At 67.1% G+C, this 24088-nt stretch carries 27 protein-coding genes and 1 tRNA gene; 18 read left to right on the forward strand and 10 right to left on the reverse strand.

Annotation, left to right across the window (positions count from 1 at the left end):
- Positions 1 to 80 precede the first annotated feature (80 nt).
- A complete protein-coding gene (locus BRX43_RS05450; protein WP_125993839.1) occupies positions 81 to 1703 on the reverse strand; it encodes a DUF5597 domain-containing protein in 1623 nt (540 codons plus the stop codon).
- Between the two features lie 168 nt (positions 1704 to 1871).
- On the opposite strand from BRX43_RS05450, the gene BRX43_RS05455 reads away from it, so the two are divergent.
- From BRX43_RS05455 to BRX43_RS05505, 11 genes are all read left to right on the forward strand, one after another.
- Positions 1872 to 2636: a Crp/Fnr family transcriptional regulator gene (locus BRX43_RS05455; protein ID WP_125993840.1), complete on the forward strand. Its 765-nt coding sequence runs from the start codon at positions 1872 to 1874 to the stop codon at positions 2634 to 2636.
- A 149-nt stretch (positions 2637 to 2785) separates the two neighbouring features.
- Positions 2786 to 3967, forward strand: coding sequence for an inositol-3-phosphate synthase (locus BRX43_RS05460; protein WP_125993841.1), 1182 nt, complete (start codon positions 2786 to 2788; stop codon positions 3965 to 3967).
- On the forward strand, positions 3964 to 4869 hold the full coding sequence (locus BRX43_RS05465) for a hypothetical protein (RefSeq protein WP_125993842.1): 906 nt from the start codon (positions 3964 to 3966) through the stop codon (positions 4867 to 4869). The genes BRX43_RS05460 and BRX43_RS05465 overlap by 4 nt, the downstream gene beginning before the upstream one ends.
- The gene (locus tag BRX43_RS05470) at positions 4866 to 5978 is read left to right on the forward strand and encodes a methyltransferase domain-containing protein (RefSeq protein ID WP_125993843.1); all 1113 of its coding nucleotides are present in this window, start codon (positions 4866 to 4868) and stop codon (positions 5976 to 5978) included. The genes BRX43_RS05465 and BRX43_RS05470 overlap by 4 nt, the downstream gene beginning before the upstream one ends.
- Positions 5978 to 6973 (forward strand): Gfo/Idh/MocA family oxidoreductase, encoded by a 996-nt coding sequence (locus BRX43_RS05475; RefSeq protein ID WP_241214790.1) that lies wholly within the window; start codon positions 5978 to 5980, stop codon positions 6971 to 6973. The genes BRX43_RS05470 and BRX43_RS05475 overlap by 1 nt, the downstream gene beginning before the upstream one ends.
- Entirely contained in the window at positions 6964 to 7779 is an 816-nt protein-coding gene (locus BRX43_RS05480; protein WP_125993845.1) for a hypothetical protein, read from the forward strand. The genes BRX43_RS05475 and BRX43_RS05480 overlap by 10 nt, the downstream gene beginning before the upstream one ends.
- Complete coding sequence (locus BRX43_RS05485; RefSeq protein ID WP_125993846.1) at positions 7776 to 9281, forward strand: YcaO-like family protein; 1506 nt, start codon at positions 7776 to 7778, stop codon at positions 9279 to 9281. Before BRX43_RS05480 ends, BRX43_RS05485 begins: the two co-directional genes overlap by 4 nt.
- Positions 9278 to 10108, forward strand: a complete 831-nt coding sequence (locus BRX43_RS05490) for a sugar phosphate isomerase/epimerase family protein (protein WP_125993847.1) — start codon at positions 9278 to 9280, stop codon at positions 10106 to 10108. Before BRX43_RS05485 ends, BRX43_RS05490 begins: the two co-directional genes overlap by 4 nt.
- Entirely contained in the window at positions 10105 to 11313 is a 1209-nt protein-coding gene (locus tag BRX43_RS05495; RefSeq protein ID WP_125993848.1) for a glycosyltransferase family 4 protein, read from the forward strand. Before BRX43_RS05490 ends, BRX43_RS05495 begins: the two co-directional genes overlap by 4 nt.
- Positions 11310 to 11999 carry a PIG-L family deacetylase gene (locus tag BRX43_RS05500; protein WP_125993849.1) on the forward strand — a complete coding sequence of 230 codons (690 nt, stop codon included), beginning with the start codon at positions 11310 to 11312 and terminating at the stop codon, positions 11997 to 11999. The genes BRX43_RS05495 and BRX43_RS05500 overlap by 4 nt, the downstream gene beginning before the upstream one ends.
- Before the next feature lie 72 nt (positions 12000 to 12071).
- On the forward strand, positions 12072 to 12848 hold the full coding sequence (locus BRX43_RS05505) for an SDR family oxidoreductase (protein WP_125993850.1): 777 nt from the start codon (positions 12072 to 12074) through the stop codon (positions 12846 to 12848).
- Positions 12849 to 12890: 42 nt separating this feature from the next.
- Here the strand turns inward: BRX43_RS05505 and BRX43_RS05510 are convergent, their stop codons facing one another.
- On the reverse strand, positions 12891 to 13373 hold the full coding sequence (locus BRX43_RS05510; RefSeq protein ID WP_125993851.1) for a helix-turn-helix domain-containing protein: 483 nt from the start codon (positions 13371 to 13373) through the stop codon (positions 12891 to 12893).
- A 61-nt stretch (positions 13374 to 13434) separates the two neighbouring features.
- Here BRX43_RS05510 and BRX43_RS05515 point away from each other — a divergent pair, with 61 nt between their 5' ends.
- The 4 genes from BRX43_RS05515 (at position 13435) to BRX43_RS05530 (ending at position 15870) form a co-directional block, all read left to right on the forward strand.
- The gene (locus BRX43_RS05515) at positions 13435 to 14523 is read left to right on the forward strand and encodes a branched-chain amino acid aminotransferase (protein ID WP_164523532.1); all 1089 of its coding nucleotides are present in this window, start codon (positions 13435 to 13437) and stop codon (positions 14521 to 14523) included.
- Between the two features lie 45 nt (positions 14524 to 14568).
- Positions 14569 to 14643 (forward strand) — tRNA-Gln (locus BRX43_RS05520).
- A gap of 262 nt (positions 14644 to 14905) precedes the next feature.
- Positions 14906 to 15343, forward strand: a complete 438-nt coding sequence (locus BRX43_RS05525) for a hypothetical protein (protein ID WP_125993853.1) — start codon at positions 14906 to 14908, stop codon at positions 15341 to 15343.
- Positions 15344 to 15597: 254 nt separating this feature from the next.
- On the forward strand, positions 15598 to 15870 hold the full coding sequence (locus BRX43_RS05530; protein ID WP_125993854.1) for a hypothetical protein: 273 nt from the start codon (positions 15598 to 15600) through the stop codon (positions 15868 to 15870).
- Between the two features lie 21 nt (positions 15871 to 15891).
- Here the strand turns inward: BRX43_RS05530 and BRX43_RS05535 are convergent, their stop codons facing one another.
- From BRX43_RS05535 to BRX43_RS20210, 6 genes are all read right to left on the reverse strand, one after another.
- A complete protein-coding gene (locus BRX43_RS05535; protein ID WP_125993855.1) occupies positions 15892 to 16128 on the reverse strand; it encodes a hypothetical protein in 237 nt (78 codons plus the stop codon).
- Positions 16129 to 16136: 8 nt separating this feature from the next.
- The gene (locus tag BRX43_RS05540) at positions 16137 to 16997 is read right to left on the reverse strand and encodes a S8 family serine peptidase (RefSeq protein WP_164523533.1); all 861 of its coding nucleotides are present in this window, start codon (positions 16995 to 16997) and stop codon (positions 16137 to 16139) included.
- A gap of 51 nt (positions 16998 to 17048) precedes the next feature.
- Entirely contained in the window at positions 17049 to 17627 is a 579-nt protein-coding gene (locus BRX43_RS05545; protein ID WP_125993857.1) for a hypothetical protein, read from the reverse strand.
- Positions 17628 to 17659: 32 nt separating this feature from the next.
- On the reverse strand, positions 17660 to 17869 hold the full coding sequence (locus BRX43_RS05550) for a hypothetical protein (protein WP_125993858.1): 210 nt from the start codon (positions 17867 to 17869) through the stop codon (positions 17660 to 17662).
- 77 nt (positions 17870 to 17946) lie between these two features.
- On the reverse strand, positions 17947 to 18582 hold the full coding sequence (locus BRX43_RS05555; protein ID WP_125993859.1) for an SOS response-associated peptidase family protein: 636 nt from the start codon (positions 18580 to 18582) through the stop codon (positions 17947 to 17949).
- Positions 18583 to 19123: 541 nt separating this feature from the next.
- Positions 19124 to 19495: a hypothetical protein gene (locus BRX43_RS20210; RefSeq protein ID WP_164523535.1), complete on the reverse strand. Its 372-nt coding sequence runs from the start codon at positions 19493 to 19495 to the stop codon at positions 19124 to 19126.
- A gap of 223 nt (positions 19496 to 19718) precedes the next feature.
- Between BRX43_RS20210 and BRX43_RS05570 the strand changes: the two genes are divergently transcribed.
- Positions 19719 to 20858: a DNA polymerase Y family protein gene (locus BRX43_RS05570; RefSeq protein WP_164523536.1), complete on the forward strand. Its 1140-nt coding sequence runs from the start codon at positions 19719 to 19721 to the stop codon at positions 20856 to 20858.
- 185 nt (positions 20859 to 21043) lie between these two features.
- Here BRX43_RS05570 and BRX43_RS05575 read toward each other — a convergent pair whose 3' ends face one another.
- Together BRX43_RS05575 and BRX43_RS05580 are read right to left on the reverse strand one after the other, a co-directional pair.
- Complete coding sequence (locus tag BRX43_RS05575) at positions 21044 to 21424, reverse strand: PIN domain-containing protein (RefSeq protein WP_125993862.1); 381 nt, start codon at positions 21422 to 21424, stop codon at positions 21044 to 21046.
- Positions 21414 to 21704 (reverse strand): AbrB/MazE/SpoVT family DNA-binding domain-containing protein, encoded by a 291-nt coding sequence (locus BRX43_RS05580; RefSeq protein ID WP_346962848.1) that lies wholly within the window; start codon positions 21702 to 21704, stop codon positions 21414 to 21416. Before BRX43_RS05580 ends, BRX43_RS05575 begins: the two co-directional genes overlap by 11 nt.
- Positions 21705 to 21808: 104 nt before the next feature.
- On the opposite strand from BRX43_RS05580, the gene BRX43_RS05585 reads away from it, so the two are divergent.
- Positions 21809 to 22081, forward strand: coding sequence for a hypothetical protein (locus BRX43_RS05585; protein ID WP_206433112.1), 273 nt, complete (start codon positions 21809 to 21811; stop codon positions 22079 to 22081).
- Between the two features lie 463 nt (positions 22082 to 22544).
- Entirely contained in the window at positions 22545 to 23981 is a 1437-nt protein-coding gene (locus tag BRX43_RS05590; protein ID WP_206433113.1) for an IS1182 family transposase, read from the forward strand.
- Positions 23982 to 24088: the final 107 nt, after the last annotated feature.

The following is a 24088-nucleotide window of genomic DNA, read 5'->3' on the forward strand; positions in this document are numbered from 1 at the left end:
TCCGGCCATCGCCCCGCCCCGCGCGCTGACATGTTCCTCGACCCGCCCGAGGCATCCGACGTCGGATCGCGGCCCCGAGATCAGCGATAGCGCCCCATCGTCACTTTCAAGATGGTCGGCCGGTCGATCAGGTTGATGCCGTAATCGGTCTGGTCGCCATTCCAGAGGCGCTCCATGACCCAGCGCCCCTGGTCGAAATGCCCCTCCTCCACCTTCACCACCAGGCCGCTCGCCGGGCCGCCGGGCCGCGTGCCGAACGTGACGCGGACATGGTCGCCGGTGAGCAGGAATTCGTCGGGCGAGAGTTGCGCGACCGCGACGCCGCCGATCGGCTCCTTGCCCCAGGGCGCCGGGTCCGACTTCAGCCAGCTCCAGCTCTTCAGGCCGAACTGCCACTCGCCCCAGCTCGCGGTGATCGACCACTCGCCCATGATGGTCGTTGCCGGCGCATCGTCATCGGGCTTGGCCGCCCCCCAGGTCGGATGCTCGAAGGCGATCAGCGCCCATTCGCGCTGCATCCCAGCGAACACCCCATAGGGTTTCGCAAAGGCATCCAGCGTCGCCGCGTCCAGCGCGGTCGCACCGAGCGGGAAGTTGAAATAGCCGGTATCGTCCATCCCGAAGGGCGAAAAGCCGATCGCCCCGCGCCCGATCGCCGCATAGAAATAACGGGCGAAGCTGCGCGCATTGCCGATCTCCGGCACCATCAGCGCATTGTCGGGCCGGCGATAGGCGTCGAGATAGAGATCGACATTCTTGCTCGCCTTGTCATAGAGATCGGGCGCGGCGAAATCGATCGAGGGGGCCGCCGCCTTCCAGATGTCGAGCATGTCCTGCTGCGGACCGCCGCTGGCGACGCCGTTCGGGTCCGGCACGTTGGACGGACCCGCGAGCGCGGCGTTGACGTACATGGGCAGCGGCTTCACCGCCTTGCCCGCTGCGGCGATCGCGTCGACGAACCGCGCGGTGTACCAGGTGTTGAACGCCCGGTCGGCCTGTGCGCCGAAGGCTTGCGTCCATGTCCCGGACTTGCCGAGCTTGCGGGCGAGGGCCGCCGGGATCGGCCTGGCGAATTCGCCAGTGGCGGCGGCGCTATAGTCGCGCGGGTTGCGATAGCTGCCGACCTCGTTCTCCGGCTGGACCATGATGACGGTGTTCTGCGGATCGTGATCGCGCAGATAGGTCATCAGCGCGACGAAGGCGCGCCGGTCGGCCTCCATCGTCGCCTTCGCCATGGGGGTCAGGACGTCATGGTCCTTGCCGCTCCTGTCCTTCATCCGGGGGAAGCGGCGATTGTCCAGCTTTACCCAGTCGGGCGTGTAGCCGGGCGAGGTGTTCTTCCAGGTGCCGAACCACAGGAGGACGACGCGCTTGTCATGCGTCCGCGCCTGGTCGAGCAGGGTCTGCACGAAGCCGAAGTCGAACTGCCCTTCGCGCGGCTCGATCTGTTGCCAGGCGACCGGGATCTCGACGGTGTTGGCATGGATGCGGTCCAACACCGGCCAGACCTGCGGCAAGGCGACCGCATAGTTGCTGGAATTATTGACCTGCCCCGCCAGCATCAGGAACGGCGCGCCATCGACGATCAGCGCGTGGCGACCGTTTCGGTGTTCCAGATGCGGCACCGGTGTCGCCGTCTGCGCCACGGCGGGCGATGCGGCGACAAGCAGCGCCCCCGCTGCGATGGTTCCGATGCGCGTCATCATCCCTCCCGGACCGCCTGTTTGACCGAGCTATCGCGCGCGGTGACCGGGGTCACAAGTGCTAATCATCTGATTAATAGCGTGTCTTGTTACGACTTATGTCGATCGTGACGGCAGCGACGACGGCATTGCAGGGAAATCGTGATCGTTCAGGACGTTCTGGCCCTCATGCCGATTAGCCCCCTCGAAGCGCGTCTGTCGCATCACCTGGATCTGACCTTTTCGGAACGCGAAGCGATCCGCTGGCTGGAACGGCGGGAAAAAAGTTTCCGCGCGCGCGACATCGTCATCCACGAAGGCGAGGCGACCGACAGCCTCTATATCGTGTCGAGCGGCTGGTTGCATGGCTCGACCCTGTTGAAGGACGGCGAACGGCAGATCCTGCGCTTCTATTTCGTCGGCGATATCACCACGACCTTCTCGATCGCCTGGGGGCGTAGCGCCGCGACCTTGCAGGCGGTCAGCGACGTGACCCTGTTTGAAATGCCCAAGGAGGTGTTCGGTCGGATCTTCCGCACCCATCCGCGCATCGGGGCGCTGCTGTTCGCCATCGCCGCATCGGAACAGGTGGCGATGGCCGACCGGCTGACCTCGGTCAGCAAAACCGACGGCTTCACGCGCATCGCGACGCTGTTGCTCGACATCTGGTCGCGGCTGCGCGTCGTCGATGGCCTGGAGGGCGGCTCGTTCGAGCTGCCGCTGACGCAGAAGGACCTGGGCGACGCGGTCGGGCTGACCAAGACGCATGTCAACCGTTCGCTCAAGGCGCTGGAGGCGACCGGGCTGGTCGAGCGGGACGGACGTCTCATCCGCATCAACGACATCGAGCGACTGGCAACGCTGGTCGACTTCCGTGACCGGCACCGCGAGATCGCGGTCGACTGGTTGCCGCCGGTTGGCGCGATGGAGATGCCGACGCCGGCGATGACATAGGTCACTCCGTTACGGAACCGAAAGAACCTAGGTCACAGCTATAGCCTCATTTTAACGACTATCTGAAAAAACCGGAAACCTTCGCCGACGCTGCATCATTGCCCCCTCGATACGGTCCAAAGCGGACCACATGGGCGGGGATCTGGAATATGGCAGAACGTTTGGGCGTGGCGATTGTCGGCGTCGGAGGCGCGGTCGCGACGACCGCCATTGCCGGGATCGAGATGATCAAGGCGGGATCGAACAGCCTGGACGGGTTGCCACTTGCGGACCGCGACGTGGCCGGCATGGTCGCCTATCGGAACATGGAATTCGGCGGCTGGGATCTGGCGGACGAGTCGCTGGGTACGCTCGCGCTGCGCCACGGCGTGATCGGCGAGAAGGAACTGGCCGACGGTGCCGCCGCGCTCAACGACATGCGGGCGTGGAAGGCGGCTGGCTCGACCGGCTATTGCGCCAATATCGATGGCAGCAACAAGATGGCGACCGGCCACCGCGCCGCCATCCGCCAGATCCAGGACGATCTGCGCCGCTTCACCGAGGAGAAGCAGCTCGACCGGGTCGTCGTCGTCAACCTCGCCTCGACCGAGCGCGTGCCCCATGCCGATGATGCCGCGCTCCAGTCGCGCGCGGCGTTCGAACGGGGGCTGGACAGCGACGACGCGGCGATCAGCCCGGCGATGCTCTATGCCTATGCCGCGATCGATGTCGGCACCCCCTATGCCAATTTCACCCCCTCGGTTGCGGCGGATATCGCGCCGCTCGCCGAAATGGCGGCCGAGCGCAACGTGCCGGTGGCGGGCAAGGATGGCAAGACCGGCCAGACCTTCATGAAGACGGTGATCGCCCCCGCGCTGCGCGACCGCGCGCTGCATGTCGATGGCTGGTTCTCGACCAACATCCTCGGCAATTCCGACGGACTGGCGCTCGATGATCCCAAGTCCCTGCAGTCGAAGCTCGGCACCAAGGGCAGCGTGCTCAACTCGATCCTGGGCTATCCGGTCGAGGATCATATCGTGATGATCCATTATTACCGCCCTCGCGGCGACGACAAGGAAGCCTGGGACAATATCGACCTGACCGGTTTCATGGGTCAGAAGATGCAGTTGAAGCTCAACTTCCTGTGCAAGGACTCGATCCTGGCCGCGCCGTTGGCGATCGAGATCGCCCGCTGCCTCGACCTCGCGCAGCAGCGCGGGCAAGGCGGCGTGCAGGAGCAGATGGGTCTGTTCTTCAAGCTGCCGCAGACCAGCGGTCCCCACGACCCGGTTCATGCGGTGCCCGAACAGCAGCGCATCCTGGACGACTGGCTGGACGGCGGCCACGCGTGAGCGGGGCTTTGTCGCCCGCCGCCCTCCCCTTCTTCCGCGAACTGGGTGACCTGAAGCGCATCTATTCGGCCAAGGCGCCGGGATCGGTCGCAGAGCGCTTGTTCGTCGCCGGCTGGGCGGCGCTGGTGCGGGGCGACGACCCCGCGCAGGTGATGCGGCAGGTGGTGGCGTCGGCATTGGTGTCGGCGCGGCTGGGCGATCTCGACCTGGCGACGCTGGCCGCGCTCGGCCTGGGCGACCGAGCGACCGAGGTGCTGGAGCGGGCGTTCGACGAGGTGACGGGGGATCTCGCCCCGGAACTGCGCGACGATCTGCGCACCGCCCTGCCGCTCGGCCGGCCGGCGATGGGCGATACCCCCGGCTTCGTCGGCAAGCTCGCCCGGCAGCCGCGCGCAGGCGTGACCTGTCCGGGCAAGCCCCGGATCATGCTGCAACCCGCCGAGAACCACGCCGAACATTGCCTGATGGTGGCGGTCTACGGCGTGATGGCCAGTCCCTGGCACGGCGCAGACCCGGTGGCGGTCTTCCTGGCCGGCATGGCGCATCACCTGCACAATGCCGACATGGCCGATAGCGGTTATTCGGGCGAGATGCTGCTCGGCGACCTGCTGGACGACGTGATCGCAGCGGCGCGGCAGGCCAGCCTGGACGAACTGGAGCGGGCGAATGCCGCACTGGCGGACCGGGTACGCGCGGCCCTGTCTCCCATCGCCGGCGACGCGACGCCGGAGGCGCGCGCCTTCCATGTCGGCGACGTGCTGGACCGGGTGCTGGAGATCGAGCAGCATGGTCGCGCCGCACAGCTGACGATGGCGGTGGTGCTGGACGATTACGGACTGGTGCATGACGGTCCCGTCAAGGCGTTCCACGATCGCATCCTGCACGACGCGGGACTGACGTGATCCTGTCCTCGCCCCTGACCGGCCGGCCGCTCCGGGCCGATACGCCGCATTCGCTGGTCGCGCCGGGCGAGCGCTGGCCGGTGGTGGACGGCATCCCCTATCTGCGCACGGACAGCGAGGGGCTGGTCCGGGTGGCGCTCGACCATCTCGATGCCGGTTGTCCCGACGATGCCTTGGTCGCGCTGCTGACCGACCAGGACGCATGGTGGACCGGCCCCGCGACCGACCTGTCCGAGTTGAAGACGCTGGTCCGCGACCGCGATCGGCTGAGCCTGCGCGACGCGATGGCGTTGCTGCGCCTGGGGCCGGTCGCGGATTATTTCGCCTATCGCTGGAGCGACCCGACCTATCTGGCGGGGCTCGCGCTGGTCGAGGCGCATTGGACCGCGCCGGGCCAGGCGTTCGAACTGGCCTGCGGCATCGGTCATTATTTGCGTGAATTGACCGCGTATGGCGTCGCCTGCACCGGCGCGGACGTGGTGTTCGCCAAATGCTGGCTGGCCAAACATTGGGTTGCGCCCCAGGCCGATTATGTCGTGTTCGACGCGGCAGGCACATGGCCGGTGGCCGGCCGCCGTTTCGACCTGGTGATGTGCCATGACGCCTTCTACTTCCTACCGGACCAGCCGCGTGTCGCTGCCGCCTTGCGCGACCTGACCGCGCCGGGCGGCGTGATGGCGGTCAGTCATGTCCATAACAGCGCCGTGACGAGTGGGGCGAAAGGGCCCGCGCGCCCGGTCGAGGAATGGGCCGCCCTGTTCCCGGCCGCCACCGTCTATGACGAACGCACGCTGCTGACCGCGCTGATGACGGAAACCATGCCGACCCCGGCCGGCTGGACGCCCGATCCGGGCATCGAGGCCTGGTCGCTCGTGGAAGGCGGTGGAAGTCCGCGCGCCGTATCGGGCGGACTGACGATGCCGGCGGAGGGGGCGAGGCTACGTCCCAACCCGTTGCTGGGCAATGGCACCGTGACATGGCCCTCCGAGCGGTATCGCGACGAATATGGTGCCGGCTGCTTCTGGGCGATGGCCGACGACACCCTGCCTTTCGCTCCCCCGACGGATAGGCGCCTGCGCCGTCTGGTCGACCTGCCGGAGCGATGGTGATGCGCTGGGGGATCGTCGGCTTCGGCTGGGTGGCGCGCGACTACATGATGCCGGGCATCGTCGCGGCGGGCGGAACGGTGACGGCGATCGCCGACTCCTCCCCCGCCGCCCGCGCCCATCCGCAGGCGGATGGCCTCGCCGCCTTTGCCGATGCGGAGGCGATGCTCGCCGCCGGGCTGTGCGACCTCGTCTATGTGGCCACGCCCAACGACGCGCATGTCGCGCCGGTGCGGGCCTGCGCCGCGGCGGGTGTGCCGGTACTGTGCGAAAAGCCGATCGCCGCCACGCTCGAGCAGGCGGAGGCGATGGCGGCGGCCGTATCGGGCGACCTGCTCTACGGAACGGCCTTCGACCAGCGGCATCATCCGGCGCATGTCGCGATGAAGCACGCCATCGCCGACGGAGCGATCGGCCGCCCCGTGGCGGTGCGGATCGTCTATGCCTGCTGGGTCGATCCGGCCTGGAGCCCCGATGGCGGCGCGCATGACAATTGGCGCGCCGATCCGGTGCGGGCGGGCGGCGGCGCGGTGATCGACCTCGCGCTCCATGGTCTCGACCTCAGCGAACGCCTGCTCGACGAACCGCTCGCCGCGCTGTCGATCCAGTTGCAGCGGCGCATCCATGCCTATCCGGTCGACGATGGCGGGATGCTGTCGGGCCGCACCGCCTCGGGCGTGCTGTTCCAGAGCCATGTCGCCTATAATTGCGCGGAGGTTCTGCCCCGGCGGCGGCTGGAGGTGCTGGGCGAGCATGGCCTGCTGGTCGCGACCGACACGATGGGCCAGACCGCCGGCGGCGCGCTGGTGCGGCGCTGCGCCGCGACCGGCGTGGAGACCGCGATCGCCTTCGACGCCGACACCTCGCCCTTCGCCGCACAGGCCGCCGCGTTCATGGCGGCGGCGCAGGGGCGGCCGCATGATTTCTCCCTGTCACGCGACCTCGCGCTGATGCGCCTGTTCGACCAGGCTTACCAGGATGCCCGCTCATGCCTCTAAGCTGGTTCGCCTGCGCGAATTGCGGTTTCTGGCAGCGCCATTTCGCGCCGCCCGACTGCCCGGTCTGCACCGATGTGCGCAACGACCTGCCGGAGGATGGCTGGCATTTCCTGCCCGAGGCGGAGGTCGCCGCCACGCATGACGGTGACGGTCGCGAAGTCGCGCCCGGCCTCTGGGCCTTCACCACCCGCCCGGCGCTGGGCCTGGCCGGCACCGGCTGGCTGATCGTTCGCGAAGGCGGCAACATCGCCTTCGAGGCCGCACCCTATTATTCGGACGCGATGCTGGACCGGATCGCCGCGCTGGGCGGCGTCACCTTCCTCGCCGCCAGCCATGCGCATGGCTATGGCGCACTGTTCCAGCTCCAGCGGCGCTTCGACCCGCCGGTGGTCGCGATCCAGCGCGACGACCTGCGCATGACCAAGGCGTTCCGCGTCACCGCCCCCTATGACGACCGGCTGGAGCTCGCCCCCGGCTACACGCTCCATCATGTCGGCGGCCATTATGAGGGGCAGGCCTGCCTGCACGACGCGCCCGGCCGCCGGCTGTTCTGCGGCGACATGTTCAAGATCGACCAGGATGCGGAGGGACGCAGCCACGCCATCTCCAGCCACAAGGCGTTTCACAAGGACATCCCGCTGACCCATGACGAGCTGCGCGGCTATCGCGCCGTGGTCGCCACGCTCGACTTCGACGCGGTGCTGACGCCGTTCGAATATGCGCCGGAGGTGGACCGCGCGGTCGCGCTCGCCGCGCTGGATGATGGCCTGGCGCGCGCGCCGGGCGTGAAGAGGATGCCGCTATGAATTCAGGCCTTCCCACCGGACTCGGCGCTGCCGCCCGTGCCTATCTCGATGCCTTTCCCAAGGGCGAAGTGGTCGCCTTTCCCATCCATCCGCTCGACCGGCTGGACCTGCCCGTCTGGGTGGTGGCGCTGTTCCCGGAGGACGCGGCGCTGGCCGGCATCATGCCCTATGGCGTCGGTTACGGCGCGACCGATGAAGCAGCGGTGCTGGGTGGCCTGGGCGAGATCGCCGAAATGGTCTGGCCGACGCTGACGCTCGGGCAGCGGAGCAAGACGCGGGGCAGCTATGCCGATCTGGTCCGCACCTTGGGCGCGCGGTCGGTGGCCGATCCGCTGACCCTGTGCCTGCCCGCCGGATCGCCGGTCGGCTGGGACACGATGCTCGACTGGGTCGAGGCGAAGCGCTGGGCGGACGGATCGACCGTCCTCGTCCCCATCGATCTCGCCGCCTATTCGTCGAAGGAATTGTCGCCCGGCTATCGGCCGTTCACGACGATCATCTCCAACGGCATGGGCGCGGGGCCCGATCTAGACTGGGCGATCGGACACGGCTTGTGCGAGATCCTCCAGCGGGACGGCAACGGCCTGTTGTTCCGCGCGCTCGACCAGGGCGTGACGCTCGACCTGGATATCGCCCTGCCCGCCTCGACGCGTGCCATTCTCGACCGGTTCGACGCCGCCGGCATCCGCGCGATGCCGAAGTTCGCGACCGACCAATATGGCCTGCCCAACCTCTATTGCGTCGGCGTCGATGAGCGGGCGCCACCGGCCGCGCCGATCATGGTGACGGGATGCGGCGAGGCCTGTCATGCCGATCGCGCCGCCGCGCTCGACAAGTGCCTGACCGAATATGCCGCCAGCCGCGCGCGCAAGGCCTTCGCCCATGGCCCCGCCGACCTGGTCGCGCAGGTCGCGCCGCAGGGCTATGTCGAGCGGTTCATGGCGCAGGCGGGCGGCGCCGCCAAGTCGAGCGACCCGCGTGCCTTCGACGCGATGCGCGACTGGACCGGGCGCGACGCGGCGACCCTGCGCGGCTGGCTGGCCGACAGCGTGTTGTCGGAGCACTCCAGCCACGCCTTCTCCGCCCTGCCCAGCGCCCCCGCGGCGGACGGCCATGCCCGCGCCGCCACTGCCCGCGCGGCGGTGGAGCAGGCGGGCTTCGACATCCTCTATGTCGACATGTCCCCGCCCGACCGCGCGGTCAGCGTGGTCAAGGTGATCGTCCCCGGCATGGAGGTGGAGACGATGAGCTATTACCGGATCGGCACGCGCAATACCGAGAAGCTGCTGGCGATGGACTCGCCGTTGATCCGCTTCGGCGACGAGACGGACGAACTGCGCCGCATCCGCCTGCCGGCCGGCGATGCCGTGCGGCTGGGTCACCCCTTGTTCGACACGGTGGCGGCGGACCAGCTGGTCGGGCCGCTCTACCCCCTGTATCGCGAGCCGGAGGCGCATCATGTCGCCCACCGTGCACAGCAACGCGCGGAGGCCGTGGCATGACGTTGCGCTATGCCTACAACACCAACGGCGCCGCCAATCACCGGTTGGACGACGCGCTGCACCTGATCGCCGATGCCGGCTATGCCGGCGTCGCGCTGACGCTGGATCACCATCATCTCGATCCCTTTGCCCCCAGCTGGGAGCGCGAGGCGGACCGGGTGGCCGCCCTGCTCGACCGGCTACGTCTTGGCAGCGTGATCGAGACCGGCGCGCGCTATCTGCTCGACCCGCGCGCCAAGCACGAGCCGACGCTGGTGACCGCCGCCGCCGAGGGGCGCGACCGCCGCGTCGCCTTCCTGTGTCGCGCGCTCGACGTGGCAGCACGACTAGGCAGCGAGACCATGTCCTTCTGGGCCGGCGTTCCCAAGCCCGGCATTGATCGCGAGGCGGCGCTTGCATGGCTTGACGACGGACTGGCGCGCGTCCTCGATCATGCCGAGGCGGTCGGGGTGGAAGCCAGCTTCGAGCCCGAGCCGGGCATGTTGATCGAGACGGTGGGCGACTATGCGACGCTGGCCGAGCGCCACCCGCGCCTGCGCCTGGCGCTCGACACCGGCCATTGCCTGGTCACGCAGGATATCGACCCGGCGCAGGCGATCCGCGACCAGGCCGACCGGATCGGCACCGTCGCGATCGAGGATATGCGGCGGGGCGACCATAGCCACCTGCCCTTCGGCGAAGGGGACATGGACATGCCCGCAGTGCTGGCGGCGCTGGAGGATATCGGCTTCACCCGGCTGGTCTGCGTCGAGCTGTCGCGCGAGAGCCCGCGCGCGCACGCCGCCATTCCGGAATCGATCGCCTATCTGCGCCGGATCGCGGCATGAGGATCTGCTTCGTCTCCCGTCGTTTCTTCCCCGCCATCTCGGGCATGTCGATCTATGCGATCAACCTGCTCCGCCAGCTGGCGGCGGCGGGTCATGACGTGACCATGGTGAGCCAATATTACGGCGATCCGGCGCGCGCCCGCGTCTATGGCGGCGGTCCGCCGCCGGCGGTGCCGGGCGTCCAGGTCATCGGGCTGGAGGCGCTGGGCGAACAGGCCGATGGCGACTTCGAGCGTGATGTCGAGGCGATGATCGCGACGATCGCCGCCGAACATGCCCGCCAGCCCTTCGATATCCTTCATGCGCAATATGGCTATCCGACCGGCTGGGCGACGGTGCTCGCGGCGCAATCGCTGGGCGTGCCGTGCGTCGTGTCGATCCAGGGCGGCGACGGCCATTGGGTCGGCTCCTGTTGCGACACCCACCGGATCGCGATGGAACGGGTGCTGGATCATGCCGGCGCTTCGCTGATCGGTGGCGACAGCTTCGCACGGGAAGTGCACGACCGTCTCGGCACGCCCATGGACCGGTTCACGATCGTGCCGGGCGCGGTGGATACCGACCGCTTCACGCCCGGCAAAGCGCGGGCCGAGGGGCCGGTGCGCCTTTTCTATCATGGCCGGGTCGACCGTCGGAAGGGCGTGCTCGACATGCTCCACGCGCTCGTCGCGGTCGAGGGCGACTGGACCTGCACCATCTCTGGCATCGGCCCCGATATGGACGCCGCACAGGCGCTGACCGGCGAACTGGGCCTCCATGGTCGCGTTCGCTTCAGCGGCTATGCGGAATATGACCGGGTGCCGGACCTCTACCGCGCGCACGACGTCTTCGTCTCGCCTACCTATGCCGAGGGCTTCTCCAACACGATCCTCGAAGCCATGGCGAGCGGACAGGCGATCCTGTCCTGCCGGTCGGTCGGCGTGGTCGATTGCATCCGCGATCTCGAGAACGGCCTGCTCGTCGACCCCGGCGATGTCGCGGCGCTGAGCGGCGCGCTGACCCGGATCGTCACCGACACCGGGTTGCGCCAGCGTCTGGCCGAGGCGGGGCTGGCCGAATGCCGCCGGACCTATAGCTGGCATGGCGTCGGGCGGCAGATCATGGAGATTTACCAGCAGTTGCAGGGCACGAAGCCCGCGACCGGCATCCCCGCGTCCATCCCGATCACCCCCTGCCGGTTTCGTGCGGAGCCGCATCTGTTATGAGCCATGTCGTCGCGATCTCGCCGCATCTCGACGATGCCGCCTTCTCAGTCGGCGGACTTCTCGCCGCGCGGGCTCGGGCCGGCGACCGGATCACGATCCTGACCTGCTTCACCGGCAATGTCGCACGGCCGACCGGCTTCGCGCTCGCCTGCCAGCTCGACAAGGGACTGGCGCCGGACGTCGACTATATGGCCCTGCGCCGGGCCGAGGATCGGGCCGCCTGCGCGGTCATCGGTGCGGACGCCATCCACCTGCCCCTGCTGGAGGCTCCGCATCGCGGTTATGCCAGCGCGCCCGAACTGTTCGGTCCTCGGCGCGAGGAGGATGGGATGCTCGGCCCCCTCGCCACGACGCTGGACGAACATCTTCAGAGCCTGCGGCCGGACCTTCTGCTCGGCCCGCTGGCGGTCGGCGACCATGTCGACCATTGGCTGGTCCGCGATGCCCTGGCGGCGATCGGCCGCCCGGTCCTGCTCTGGGAAGACTGGCCCTATCTCACCCGCGCGACGACCCGCCCGGCCGAACCGGTGCGATATCAGCACCCATTGGACGCCGCCGACCGCGCCGATCGGATCGCGATGTGCGCGGCCTATACATCGCAGCTCGGCTTCCAGTTCGGTTCGCTCGAAGCGATGACGGCGGCGATCGGCGCGGTCGAGGCCGAGACGCTCCACGCGCCGGGATGACCGCGCGGGTGAACGATCCGCCATGCCGATCATTCTGACGACCATCCCCTGCACCACCCGGAGCCGTCGACCATGAAGACCAGTGGCAACACCATTTTGATGACCGGCGGCGGCAGCGGCATCGGCGAAGCGCTCGCCCACCGTTTCCACGATCGCGGCGACACCGTCATCATCGCCGGCCGCCGCCAGGACGCGCTGGACCGCGCGGCAGCTGGCCGGGAGCGTATCCACACCGTCACACTCGACGTCGAGGACGCTGCGGCGGTTGACGCCTTTGCCGAGCGGATCGTCGCCGACTTCCCGGCGCTCAACGTCCTGTTCAACAATGCCGGCATCATGAAGTTCGAGGATCTGACCGGCCGCCGCGACCTGTCCGACGCGGACGCCACGCTGGCGATCAACGTGCTCGGCCCGATCCGCCTGACCAACGCGCTGATCGATCATCTGAGCGGCCAGCCGGACGCGACGATCGTCAACGTCACCTCCGGCCTCGCCTTCGTGCCGCTGGTCGCCGCGCCGACCTATTCGGCGACCAAGGCGGCGATCCACTCCTATACCCTGTCGCTGCGCACCCAGTTGGACGGCAAGGTGGAGATCATCGAACTGGCCCCGCCTGGCGTCCAGACCGACCTGACGCCCGGACAGGCCAACCGCCCCGGCTATATGCCGCTGGAGGCGTTCGCCGATGCGGTCGTCGCGCAATTCGCGCAGCAGCCGACCCCGAAGGAAATCCTGGTCGACGAGGTCCAGTTCCTCCGCCAGGCGGAGCGCGAGGGTCGGTTCGACGAGACGCTGGCGACGCTGACCAAGCGCGCCGCCGAACAGCGTGCGGCCGGCGACGCCCACTGATCATGGCGTGACCGGGGGGACATCCTCCCCCCCGGCGCGCTCCTAGTCTCGGAGCGCTTCCACCAGCAGGCGTTCGGAATCGGGGATCATCCCCTCCAGCACCATCCAGTACCCGGCGACCGCCTCCTGCCCGGCGCGCGAATAGGCGGCGGACATGCGTTCGCGCACCGCATCGAACAAGGTGCTCTCCATCGCCGAGCCGCTTTCGGTCAGGCGCAACAGGCGCTGCCGCCGGTCGCGCTCGCCGGGGCGGATCTCGACCAGGCCGCGCTGGGTCAGCTCGGTCAGCACGCGGCCGAGCGACTGTTTGGTGATGGCCAGCAGCGCCAGCAGCGCGCTGACCGTCAGATCGGGCTTGCGCGCGATGAAGTAGAGTGCACGGTGATGCGCTCGACCCAGGCCCTCGGCCGCCAGCCCGCGGTCGATCGACCGGGTCAGGTGGCTGTGGCCGAAATACAGGAGTTCGAGTCCACGCCGCAATTCGGGCTCGCGGAGAAACTGGGCGGAGGGGGCAGAGGCAGCCATGTTGACCCGTTTAGACAGGCCTCCTAGGCGTTTGCAATCCGCCAACAGCATGAGGCCAAGAATGTCCGCGCAATCGTTCCGCTTCGAACCGAATGCCACGCCCGTGGCAGATGCGGAACGGGCTAAGCAGTTGATTGATCCAGGTTTTGGCCGCGTCTTTACCGATCATATGGCGGTGATTCGCTTTTCCGACTCACAAGGCTGGCACGATGCGCACATCGCCGCCCGCCAGCCGGTGCTGATCGACCCTGCCTCCTCGGTGCTGCACTATGCGCAGGAGATTTTCGAGGGGATGAAGGCCTATCGCCTGGCCGATGGCGGCACCGCGCTGTTCCGTCCCGAGCAGAATGCCCGCCGCTTCCAGGACTCGGCGCGACGCCTCGCCATGCCCGAACTTCCCGAAACGCTGTTTCTCGAATCGGTCGAGCGGCTGGTCGAGGCCGATCGCGACTGGATTCCGGAGGGACCGGACGGCGCGCTCTATCTCCGACCCTTCATGTTCGCGTCGGAGGTGTTCCTGGGCGTGAAGCCGGCGGCCGAATATCTCTACATGGTCATCGCCTCGTCGGTCGGCGCCTATTGGAAGGGTGGCGCCAAGCCGGTGTCGATCTGGGTCAGCCAGCATTACACGCGCGCCGCGGCCGGCGGCACCGGTGCGGCCAAGTGCGGCGGCAATTATGCGGCCAGCCTGCTCGCGCAGAAGGAGGCGATCGCGCAGGGCTGCGACCAGGTCGTGTTCCTCGATGCGGTCGAGCGCCGCTGGGTCGAGGAATTGGGCGGCATGAACGTCTTTCTGGTCTTCGCCGATGGCACGCTGCAGACGCCGGCGCTGACCGGCACCATCCTGCCCGGCATCACCCGCGATTCGCTGCTGACCTTGGCGCGCGACATGGGCCTGACGGTGCGTGAGGCGCCCTATGCCATCGACCAGTGGCGCGCCGATGCGGAGAGCGGCCGCCTGGTCGAGGCCTTCGCCTGCGGCACGGCGGCGGTGGTGACGCCGATCGGCCGCGTCGCCGCGCCGGAGGGCAGCTTCACGATCGGCGACGGCGCGTCCGGCCCGGTGACGCGCCGGCTGCACGAGGCGCTGGTAGCGATCCAGCGTGGCGCCGCACCCGATCCGCATGGATGGCTGCGCCGCATCGGATAAGGGCTTTTCAGGCGCGTCTTTCTGGCTATAAGGCGCGCCTCCCGGTGGGGCGTCGCCAAGCGGTAAGGCAACGGTTTTTGGTACCGTCATACGCAGGTTCGAATCCTGCCGCCCCAGCCATCTGCCTGAAATCCCAGCCAATTGGCTGCTAAGTGTTTGAATATACTGGCTGACTATCAGGGTCGGCCGTTGGCACCTGCACAATTGTGCATCGGATTGTGCCAATGCGCTGGCCGGGAAGGCCGCGGTTTTGGACTGTCTTCAACATGTTTACCGGCGCGGACACATTTTCTGGTGGCGCCGAATTCATCGTTTATTGGATAATGGCACCCTAGATGTCCGGCTGTCGCTGCGGACCACCGACCGGAAGGCAGCGTGCAACATGGGGGCGGCGCTCACGGCGGTGACGCCGAGGGTGCTGGATATGCTCGACAGGCGGGCCAGGCAGAAGACCGATATCACCGAGCAGGAGCTCCAGGCGATCGCCAAGGCGATGTACGAGGAGCGGCTGACGGAGGTCTGCACCCTGCAGCGATCGACGCCATACGATGTCGAGAACCACTCGGCCGCCAATCTGGCCTTCATCGATTATTTCGAGCGCCTGAAGAACCAGGGGGGGCCATATGTCCCTTCTGCCGGGCGACGAGCGCAAATTGGAGGCGGAGGGCTGGAGCGCGAGGCACGGTCCGATCGGTTGCGAGGAAGTGATCCCATTCCGCCAATTCCGCCCGGTTTCGATGATGACGGGATAATAGCGGCCGAGCGGCAGCGATGGCGATGCGTAGGGCTGCGGAATGTCGATCAGGCAGATGTCCGGTAGGGTCGGAAGCGGCCGCGAATAGTGCCGGCGTCGCCGTGCAAGTATATCATCGAGACGCATGGCGGATCATCTGCATCGAGTCCGCCGTTGGAACTGAAAAGCTGGTACGAGAAAGCTCGAAAGACGGCGGGCAAGCGATCATCTGAGGCCTCCGGTCGCACGGGCGAATTGGTCCAGCGACTTTCCTACGGCATGCGCGGCATCGCAACGATCGATATTGATTCCGATCCGGCCGCCTCCGTAAGGGAGGCGCGATGCGCTATGTTCTAACTATCGATGACCGGTCGGCGGGTGTCGCTTCCACGACACTGGTGACCCGAGAGCAGGCCATCGCCATCATGGCGATGGTGCCTGGCGACGCGGTGCAACTGGATGGCGAAACTGCCTATCACCTCGGCGAGCCCGGCGAAAAGGATCCGCTGATCGAGTTCGTTTCGCGCGGCGTCCGGCCGTCGGGACGACGATCGCACCTGCTTCCGGAACTACAGGCGATCCGCTATGGTCGGGGCGTTCCTACTGACGATTGAAGAGCTGGTCGGGGGCGAAGGCTACAGCGTCGAGTGGCCGATCATCGGCTCGACGTGCATGAACGCGCCGAAGCGGCGGCGAAGCTCGGTGACGGCTTCGTCCGTGGCATCGACGATCACGCGGTCGGGATTGGCATCGCCGACCAGCGTCACACCGGGCACCTGCCCCGCTCGGGTCGCTTCGACACCCTGGCCGCGCAAACCGCGTTTGATTGCAACGACGAACCGCATGATCTGTCCACTGGTCTCCCGCACCATCATAGCAGCTACGACAGGAACGCGATACCGCGTCCCTGATACTTCGGCGCGAGCCCGACATCCTGCAAGCCCGCCGTGAGCAGGCTGCGGCATAATGCCGCGCGGGCCGCATCCCGCGGCAACGTAGCAAGGCCGGCCTGACGCGACAGAAGCGCCGCCGCGATGCCGCAGGCGACTGGCGATGCCATCGAGGTGCCATCCATCGCAGCGAACAGCGCGTCGCTTTGGCCATAAGGATCATGGACGGGCGCGATGATGCCGACGCCGGGCGCGGCACAGTCGATCTCCGGACCGAAGCAACTGAAGTTCGCGAGAAACACGTTGTCGCGACCGAACCGGTCCGCGGCTTGCGGCAGGCGGGTGGCACTGAGCGAGGTCGCAGGAGCCCAGCCCGCGAGGCCGAGGGCGGACACGGCCACACACTCCGGGAACGCCGCCGGGTAGCTTACCGGCCCGGCTTCGTTGCCTGCTGCGACCACGCACAACGTCCCACGCTCCAGCGCGTCGAGCATGGCGTCGTGGATGACCTCGGATGGCGTCGATGCGCCGAGGCTCATGTTGATGAGGTCGACGGCATGCCCGCGCGACAGGGCATCGATCGCGTTGGCGATGTCGGCGTTGGAGGCGAGCTTGCCCGGCGCGAAGACGCGCGCGGCGAACAGGTCAACACCCGGCGCGATACCGCCGTAATCGCCCTGCCCGACCGGACGCGCGCCGATCGTCCCGGCGACATGGGTGCCATGGCCATCGCCATCGTCGGTGGCACCGGGGCCGTTATCCTCGACGCCATCGATGAAGCTGCCGATGCCATGGGCATGCCGCAGGCAGCGATGCGGCCCGAGCCCGGTGTCGATGACGCCGACGCGCACGCCGGAGCCAAGTGCAGGATCGAAGGCATCGATACCGGTTGCAGCATGACATCAGCTCAGCGGACCGTCCGTCGGAAGTGGTACGCAGTCGATCGCCGTCGCGGCCCCTCGCGACAACGTCGGCCAGAAGCCACCGTTGGGCAGCGCGAGCACACCCGCGACGACGGCCCGAGCCGGATTGGGGACATTGCAGCGCCCCTGCGCGTCGGTGATCGCCTCCGCGCTCGACGTCCCGCCGAACCCGCGGAAGAACACCGTGACGCGGCAGGCGGCGAGCCCTGCACCGCCGCCCGTCACGACGATGCGGGTGACATTGCCTACCGCTGCGGGAATTGCACCGATCGGCACGGCGCCGACCAGATCGGGAGGAAGGACGTTCAGTGGGTGGTGGAGGATCTCCGGCTCGATGATCGTATCCGGCCCCGCTGCGGCGCGTTCGCGTTCGACTTCCACGGGATCCGCCTCCACCACGACGACGCGGCGGGCAAGTGGATCTTCGGGTTCATTATCCTCGAGGATCCGGGCTGAGGAAATCCCTTCCAGAGCGACGCCGACCGAGAAGCGCGAGGCGGTCTTGGCATCAGCACTGAAGCGTCCGGCGCGGCGATTGGCGATGACGAAACGGGCCACGGCAACGTCTCCCCTTATGCAGACGGACGCTGTCACTCGGCGAGATGGATCAGTGCCTCGTCCGCATGACTGTCAGCAACCGTCACGGATCGCCCCGATTGGCGATCCGCGGAGACATCTACCATAGAATTGCCATGACGTAACCGGCCAAGTGGATGATTTTGTTCACCGCGGCTGCTGCAAACACGTGGATGTCCGATGTTGCTGCCGATGATGATGTGACCGTCGTAGACATTGATCATTCAGATCATCTGGACGATTATCTTCATTATGGATCAATTTCCGATGCTATTCGTCGCCGGACGGTATCGAGCCAGCACTACTCGACTTGTATGAGCTGCGAAGGATAAGGCGCTAGTAAATCCATCACCTGATCGGCGGGTGCGGTAAGCCACCGCTCATGATCCTCCGCCAGCAGGATCACCGGCATCGCCTTCGGGTGCTTGGGCGCGACCAGCGGGTTCGGTTCCGTCGTACAGAAGGCATAGACCCGGTCATGGTCGTGGTCGACCTTCCAGACCCCCGCGAAACACGGCACTGGCTGATCCTCAGCGGTGAACCACCAATTCGTATCGCCCGGCCCTTGCCGATCGGCCGAAGCCTTGGGTTCGGCGAAGCGCGTGAACGGCATCAGGCAGCGTTGCTCGGGCCGCGCCAGCCATGTCCGCCACATATTGCTCTGCATGTTCCGGGCGTTGGTCCACCAGTCGTAAAGGAAGGGGAGTTCCCCCTCGCGCGCCGGCCGCTTGCGAGGTTTGCGAGTCGGAAAGCCCCAGCGCATCGTGCTCAGCACGCGCTGGCCGTTTTCCAGCCGTACGACGTAGCCGGGCTTCCCGGGAGCGGCATAGTCCTTCTCGACCGACAGGGTATTGGCCGTGCCCTCCGATGCGGCAAGCGCGTCGAAATAGTCGCGCACGTCGGTCTTGAGTCTGTAAAAATTGCACGTTCCGTCTATCGATCACGAGCGGTAGCGCGAGACAAGCCTCTTCCACGTCGCGGCATCTGGATAGGGCAAGGGTGCGCCGGTCGGCGCGTCGCGACCGATGGCAAGGCGTGGTCGACGGACCTGCCCCGCCGCCTGGCATACGGAACAGCAGAGCTTCCGGCCCACCAGCCCGAGCGTCCCGTCCCAACCTCGGCGCTGGAACAGCCACCACAATGCCACCGCGTCGAGGACGCGGACATGGTCGCAGGCCGGGCAGGTCAGTCGGAGGGTTCGCTTGTGCAGGGCACATTCCTCCAATGTGCGTAATCGGCGGCCGATATGATCGAATAAAGGATCATCATGGCCAGCGGGAGTGCTGCCATCGCCCCGCATTGGTGCATTGTCGTTCATCCGCAGCGCTCCGCAACATCTTGACCAATCAGAACGTTTTTCGGAACATAAGGCGAACATATGAGTCGCTGCAACCATGTCCACCGAAGCCCGCCGTCACCATGCCATGGCCCTCCTGCATGAGAGCATCGGCGAGGCGCGCGCCAACGTCTCCGGCATTTTATCTTTCGGGATCGACGCGCTCGATGACCGGTTGGCGGATGGCGGCCTGACGCTCGGCGGCCTTCACGAGGTCACAGCGGCGACGACGACGCTCAGCGACGATGCTGCGGCAACGCTGTTCACGGTGGGGATCGCCGTGCGGGCCGCCGCGGCAACGGGACGGCGCGTCCTGTGGGTGCTGAGCCGCTTCGATCTCTATGCGCCGGGTTTCGAACAGGCGGGGCTCGATCCGGCGACGCTGCTGTTCGTCGAGGTGCGGGAGGACAAGGACGTGTTGGCCGTGATGGAGGATGGCCTGCGTCACGGCGGCGTCGCGGCGGTGGTCGGCGAGGTGAAACGCGCGGATATGGTCGCTACCCGGCGGCTGCAACTGGCGGCAATGACCGGGGGCTCCCCTGCCCTGCTCTTTCGGCGCTGGCGACGGCAGGGCGCCTGCCCGCTGACCGAGCTGTCGGCGGCGATGACCCGGTGGCGGATCGCGTGCGCGCCGTCCGCGCGATTGCCCGCCCCCGGCGTCGGCCGCGCCCGGTGGGGGGTCGAGCTGGCCCGCCAGCGTGGCGGCCCCGGTTTCACGATGGACTTGGAGGCATGCGATGACACGGGTCCGCTTTTGCCAGCGCTTCGGCTACACCGCGCGGGTTGCGGTGGCAGGTACGCCGGGGGCAGCACATGCGCTGGCGCGCTACGGGCGCGAGGCCGTCACCCTGGTTCCGGGCGGCGGCGAAGCACAGGCGATCAGTGCGCTGCCGCCCGCAGCGTTGCGCCTGTCGGCAGAAGCCATCGCCGCCGCGCAACGTTTCGGCTTCGACCGCATCGCCGACCTGCTACCGCTGCCGCGCGGGCCGCTCGCCCGGCGGCTGGGGCTCGCCAGTGTCCGACGTCTCGATGAGGCGCTCGGCCGGATGGCGGAGCCGATCGTGCCCGTCGTGCCGGAGGAGACACCGCTCATCGAACGCCGGCCTCTCGAACCGATCGGAACAGCCGACGCGATCGAGCACGTCATCGCCGACCTCGTCGCGGATATGATCCTGCTTCTCCAAGGGCGCGGGCACGGCGCGCGAACGTTGGTGCTGTTGCTCGAACGGATCGATGGCAGCGAGCAGCGCCTTGCAATCGGCACAGCGTGCGCGACACGTGATGCAGCGCATCTTGCTCGCCTGTTCCATCTGCGCATCGAGCGGATCGATCCGGGTGACGGGATCGAGACCATGCGCCTTGTGGCGACGCGCACCGATCCTCTCGGCGCGATCGCCGTGGTGGGCGACCTGACTGGCGCGGAAGCGACGCCTGACATCGCGACGCTCGTCGACCAGATCGCGGGTCGGGTTGGTGAGGCCGCGTCCTTCACGACCGCGCCCGTCGAAAGCGACATGCCCGAACGCGCGGTGCGCCGCGCCTCGCCACTCGCGTCTCCCACCGGCTGGCCGGCCTGGCGGAGACCGGTACGCCTGCTCCAGCGACCCGAGCCGCTGTCGAGCGTGCTCGCGCTGCTCCCCGACGCCCCACCGCGCCGCTTCACCTGGCGGGGCAAGGTGCATGCGGTGGTCGCAGGCGACGGGCCGGAACGGATCCATGGCGAATGGTGGCGACGCGACGGCGAGGTCTGGGCGGTGCGCGACTATTTCCGGGTCGAGGACGACACCGGCGCGCGTTTCTGGTTGTTCCGGCGTGGCGACGGGGTCGAGCCTGCGACCGGCGATCTGAGCTGGTATCTGCACGGGCTGTTCGGCTGATGGCCGTCGTTGTCGAAAACAGGCACGACGATCACGATACGCAACCATGTTCCGCGAGATAATCCAGCAACACCCGGATCCGCATGGGCACCGCCCGGCTTGGTCCCATAAAAACCACGTTGAAGGCTTCCGCCGCATCGGGTTGCGCGGCTGGCAGTTGGACGAGCCGTCCAGCGCGGATATCATCACGCACGGTGGTGGCCCACGCAGTTGCCGCTGTCGAAGGAAACGCCCGCGCCATGCGCCTGCGACTGTCCAACGGCTTGGTCGCACCAGTTGCCATCATAGACCGAGAGTCGGTAGCGATCGGCAATCCGTACGCCCTCGTCATGCGTCTCGACGGTTAGCGGCACGACCTTCGCGATGGCCCGCACGGTCCCGAGGAAATCGCGCACTTCGTCCCAGGTGAAGGCCATCTTGCGCCGGGCGACATGGGTGAACTCGTTGAGCACCTGCACGCTGATCTTGCAGCCGGCCGCCAGGACGCTTTCGGCCCGCCCGGCCTTTTGCGCGTCGCCGGAGGCGAGATAGACCAGAACATTGGTATCGGCGAAGCTACCGGGCATTCGCCTCTTCCCGGTCGAACTTGAAGTCGTCTGGCAGCCGGCCGCGATAGGTGCGCAACCGCTCCAGCATCTCCGCGCGCCCGGCCTTGAGCGCTATGCCCATCGTCCGAGCGTCCGCGACGTGGAACTCGATATCGTCACCCTCGCGCAATCCCAGCGCTTCCACGATGGACGTAGGCAATCGCACCGCAAGGCTGTTGCCCCTTTTCGATACCTGCATCGCGCATTCCCGATGATAGCCGGGTGGAATGTATATCCATGACGGTGCAGTCGCAAGCATGGAGCGCAACCGGAGGTGCGCCAGTTCGTCGTCACTACTCCAGCCAGCTTCGCCGCTTGCGGACTACAAGACCGATGACGATATCGAACGGAAAGGAGATGAACATGGCAGTGGGTGAGGTGATTGGCTCTGATCCGGGGCCGTGGTGGTTCGACATGGACGGTAATGGCAGCAAGTCGCGTAGCTTTGCGACGAAGACGGCTGCGGAAGACGCCGGGAGAGCCTTCAAGGCGGAGTATGACCGTGGTCCGTCGGCTCGACAGGCGGCTATCGATGCGGAGAACGCTGCCAAGGCGGCTGAATCAGCCGGAGTAGGTCTGGACCCTTCGGTATTGGCCGCGGCGCACGCGCAACGCGCGGGGCAAGAGCGTTTCTAAACGCGCGGCGGTGGCGGGGTCCCGGGGCTTTCCGGCCCCGCCATTTCGCCGGATCATGGCCCGCCTGCGAGGTCGTCAGAAAGGAAGGTTTTCGCGAACAGCGTGCGGCGCATAGATCGGGCACAGATATACGTTTACGACTACCACGCCCCTCGCGATCGTCCCGATGGGATGGGAGACTGTCCGAAAACGCAATGAGGATTCCCGCGGGTGTTCGGGCGGTGTAGTCTTCGAGCATGGCGTATATCGAGGGTCATGCTGGAGATCAGGCGCTGCTGCTGCCGGCGTCGGTCGAGGATTACGTGGCAGCGGACATTCCGGTGCGGTTCATCGACGCCTTCGTTGACGACCTCGATCTGGGTGGGGCGGGGTTCCAGCGGACGCAGCCGAAAGCGACGGGACGACCCGGTTACGATCCGGCCGACATGCTCAGGCTGTACCTGTACGGCTATCTCAACCGCATATGCTCGAGCCGGCGCCTGGCGGCGGAAGCGACCCGCAATCTCGAACTGATCTGGCTGCTGCGCGGGGTGCGGCCGGATTTCCGACCATCGCCGACTTCCGGCGCGACAACCGGGCGGCGTTCAAGGCGGTGTTCCGCGCCTTCGTCCTGCTGTGCCGCAAGCTCGACCTGTTCGGGGGCGAGTTGCTGGCGGTGGACGGCACGCGGCTGAAGGCGGTCAACAGCCGGTCGCGCAACTTCAGCCGCGAGGGGCTGGCGACATATCTCGCCGCGGCCGATGCGCGACTGGAGCGCTATCTGGTCGAGCTGGATGAGATCGACCGCGGCGAGGATGGTGCCGGCACTGGTCGCGGCGATACGTTGGCAACGAAGATCGCCCGGCTGCGCGAACAGCGCCAGGCGAGCGCGGCGCTGCTGGGCCAGCTGGAGGACAGCGGCGAAGGACAGATCTGGCTCACCGATCCGGATGCCCGCCTGATGGTCGCGCATTCGAAGGTCACGGTCGGCTACAATGCGCAGGTGGCGGTCGACGCCAAACATAGCCTGATCGTCGAACAGCACGTCACGAACGCCTGCAACGACATGGGCTTGCTGGCACCCACCGCCGGTGCGGCGATGGAGGCGCTTGGGGTCGAGCGGATCGATGCCGTGGCGGACATGGGGTATCACTCGGGCGACGATATCGTCGCGTGCGAGGCGGCCGGCATCACGCCCTACATCCCGCGCCCGCATCGTGCCACCGCGGTCGGCAACGGCCTCTTCCCCAAGGAGCGGTTCCGCTACGATCCCGTCGCCGACGCCTATCACTGCCCCGGCGGGCAGGTGCTGGACACCCGCTACGCTTCTGTCACGCGCGGGCATCTGTCGGTCCAATATTCCAGCTCCGCCGCCTGTGCCGGCTGCCAGATCAAGGCGCGCTGCACCAAGGGGCGCTGGCGACGCATCAATCGCGGCGAGCACGAGGCGGTCATCGAGCGCATGGCGGCGCGCCTCGCGGAACGGCCCGGCATCCTCACCATCCGCAAGTCCACGGTCGAGCACCCGTTCGGCTCGATCAAGCAATGGATGAACCAGGGCGCATTCCTGATGCGCGGACTGGACAAGGTCCGCGCCGAGTTCAGTCTGACGGCGCTCGCCTACAATCTCAGGCGGGCCATCCCTCATCGGCGTGCCAGCGTTGATCCGCGCCGTGCAGGCCTGAACCGGGCTTCCAAATGCGTCGTGCTCATGCCCGATATGGCCCCGACGACGCTCATTCCCACCTCACCACGCCTCGATACTCATGATACGAGGCTTGCACCGCTTCCCACCGCCGCGCTCGAGCCTCCCGAAGAAAGTTTTCGGACAGTCTCGATGGTGAAGTGGGAAAAGCTGAAGCTACGTCAGACCGTATGGTTACGCGCGCGCCCTATGGTCCAAACCCAATCAGCATTTTGAGGGCTGACGGTTTTCCTGATTCACTGGTGGGTGGATCAGGAGGAGAGAGGCATGGCGCTGTTCTGGTTGTCGGATAAAGCGTGGGCGGCGCTCGAGCCGCATCTGCC

Origin of the sequence: Sphingomonas sp. S-NIH.Pt15_0812 (assembly GCF_003951315.1) — a bacterium.
Classification (GTDB): Bacteria; Pseudomonadota; Alphaproteobacteria; order Sphingomonadales; family Sphingomonadaceae; genus Sphingomonas.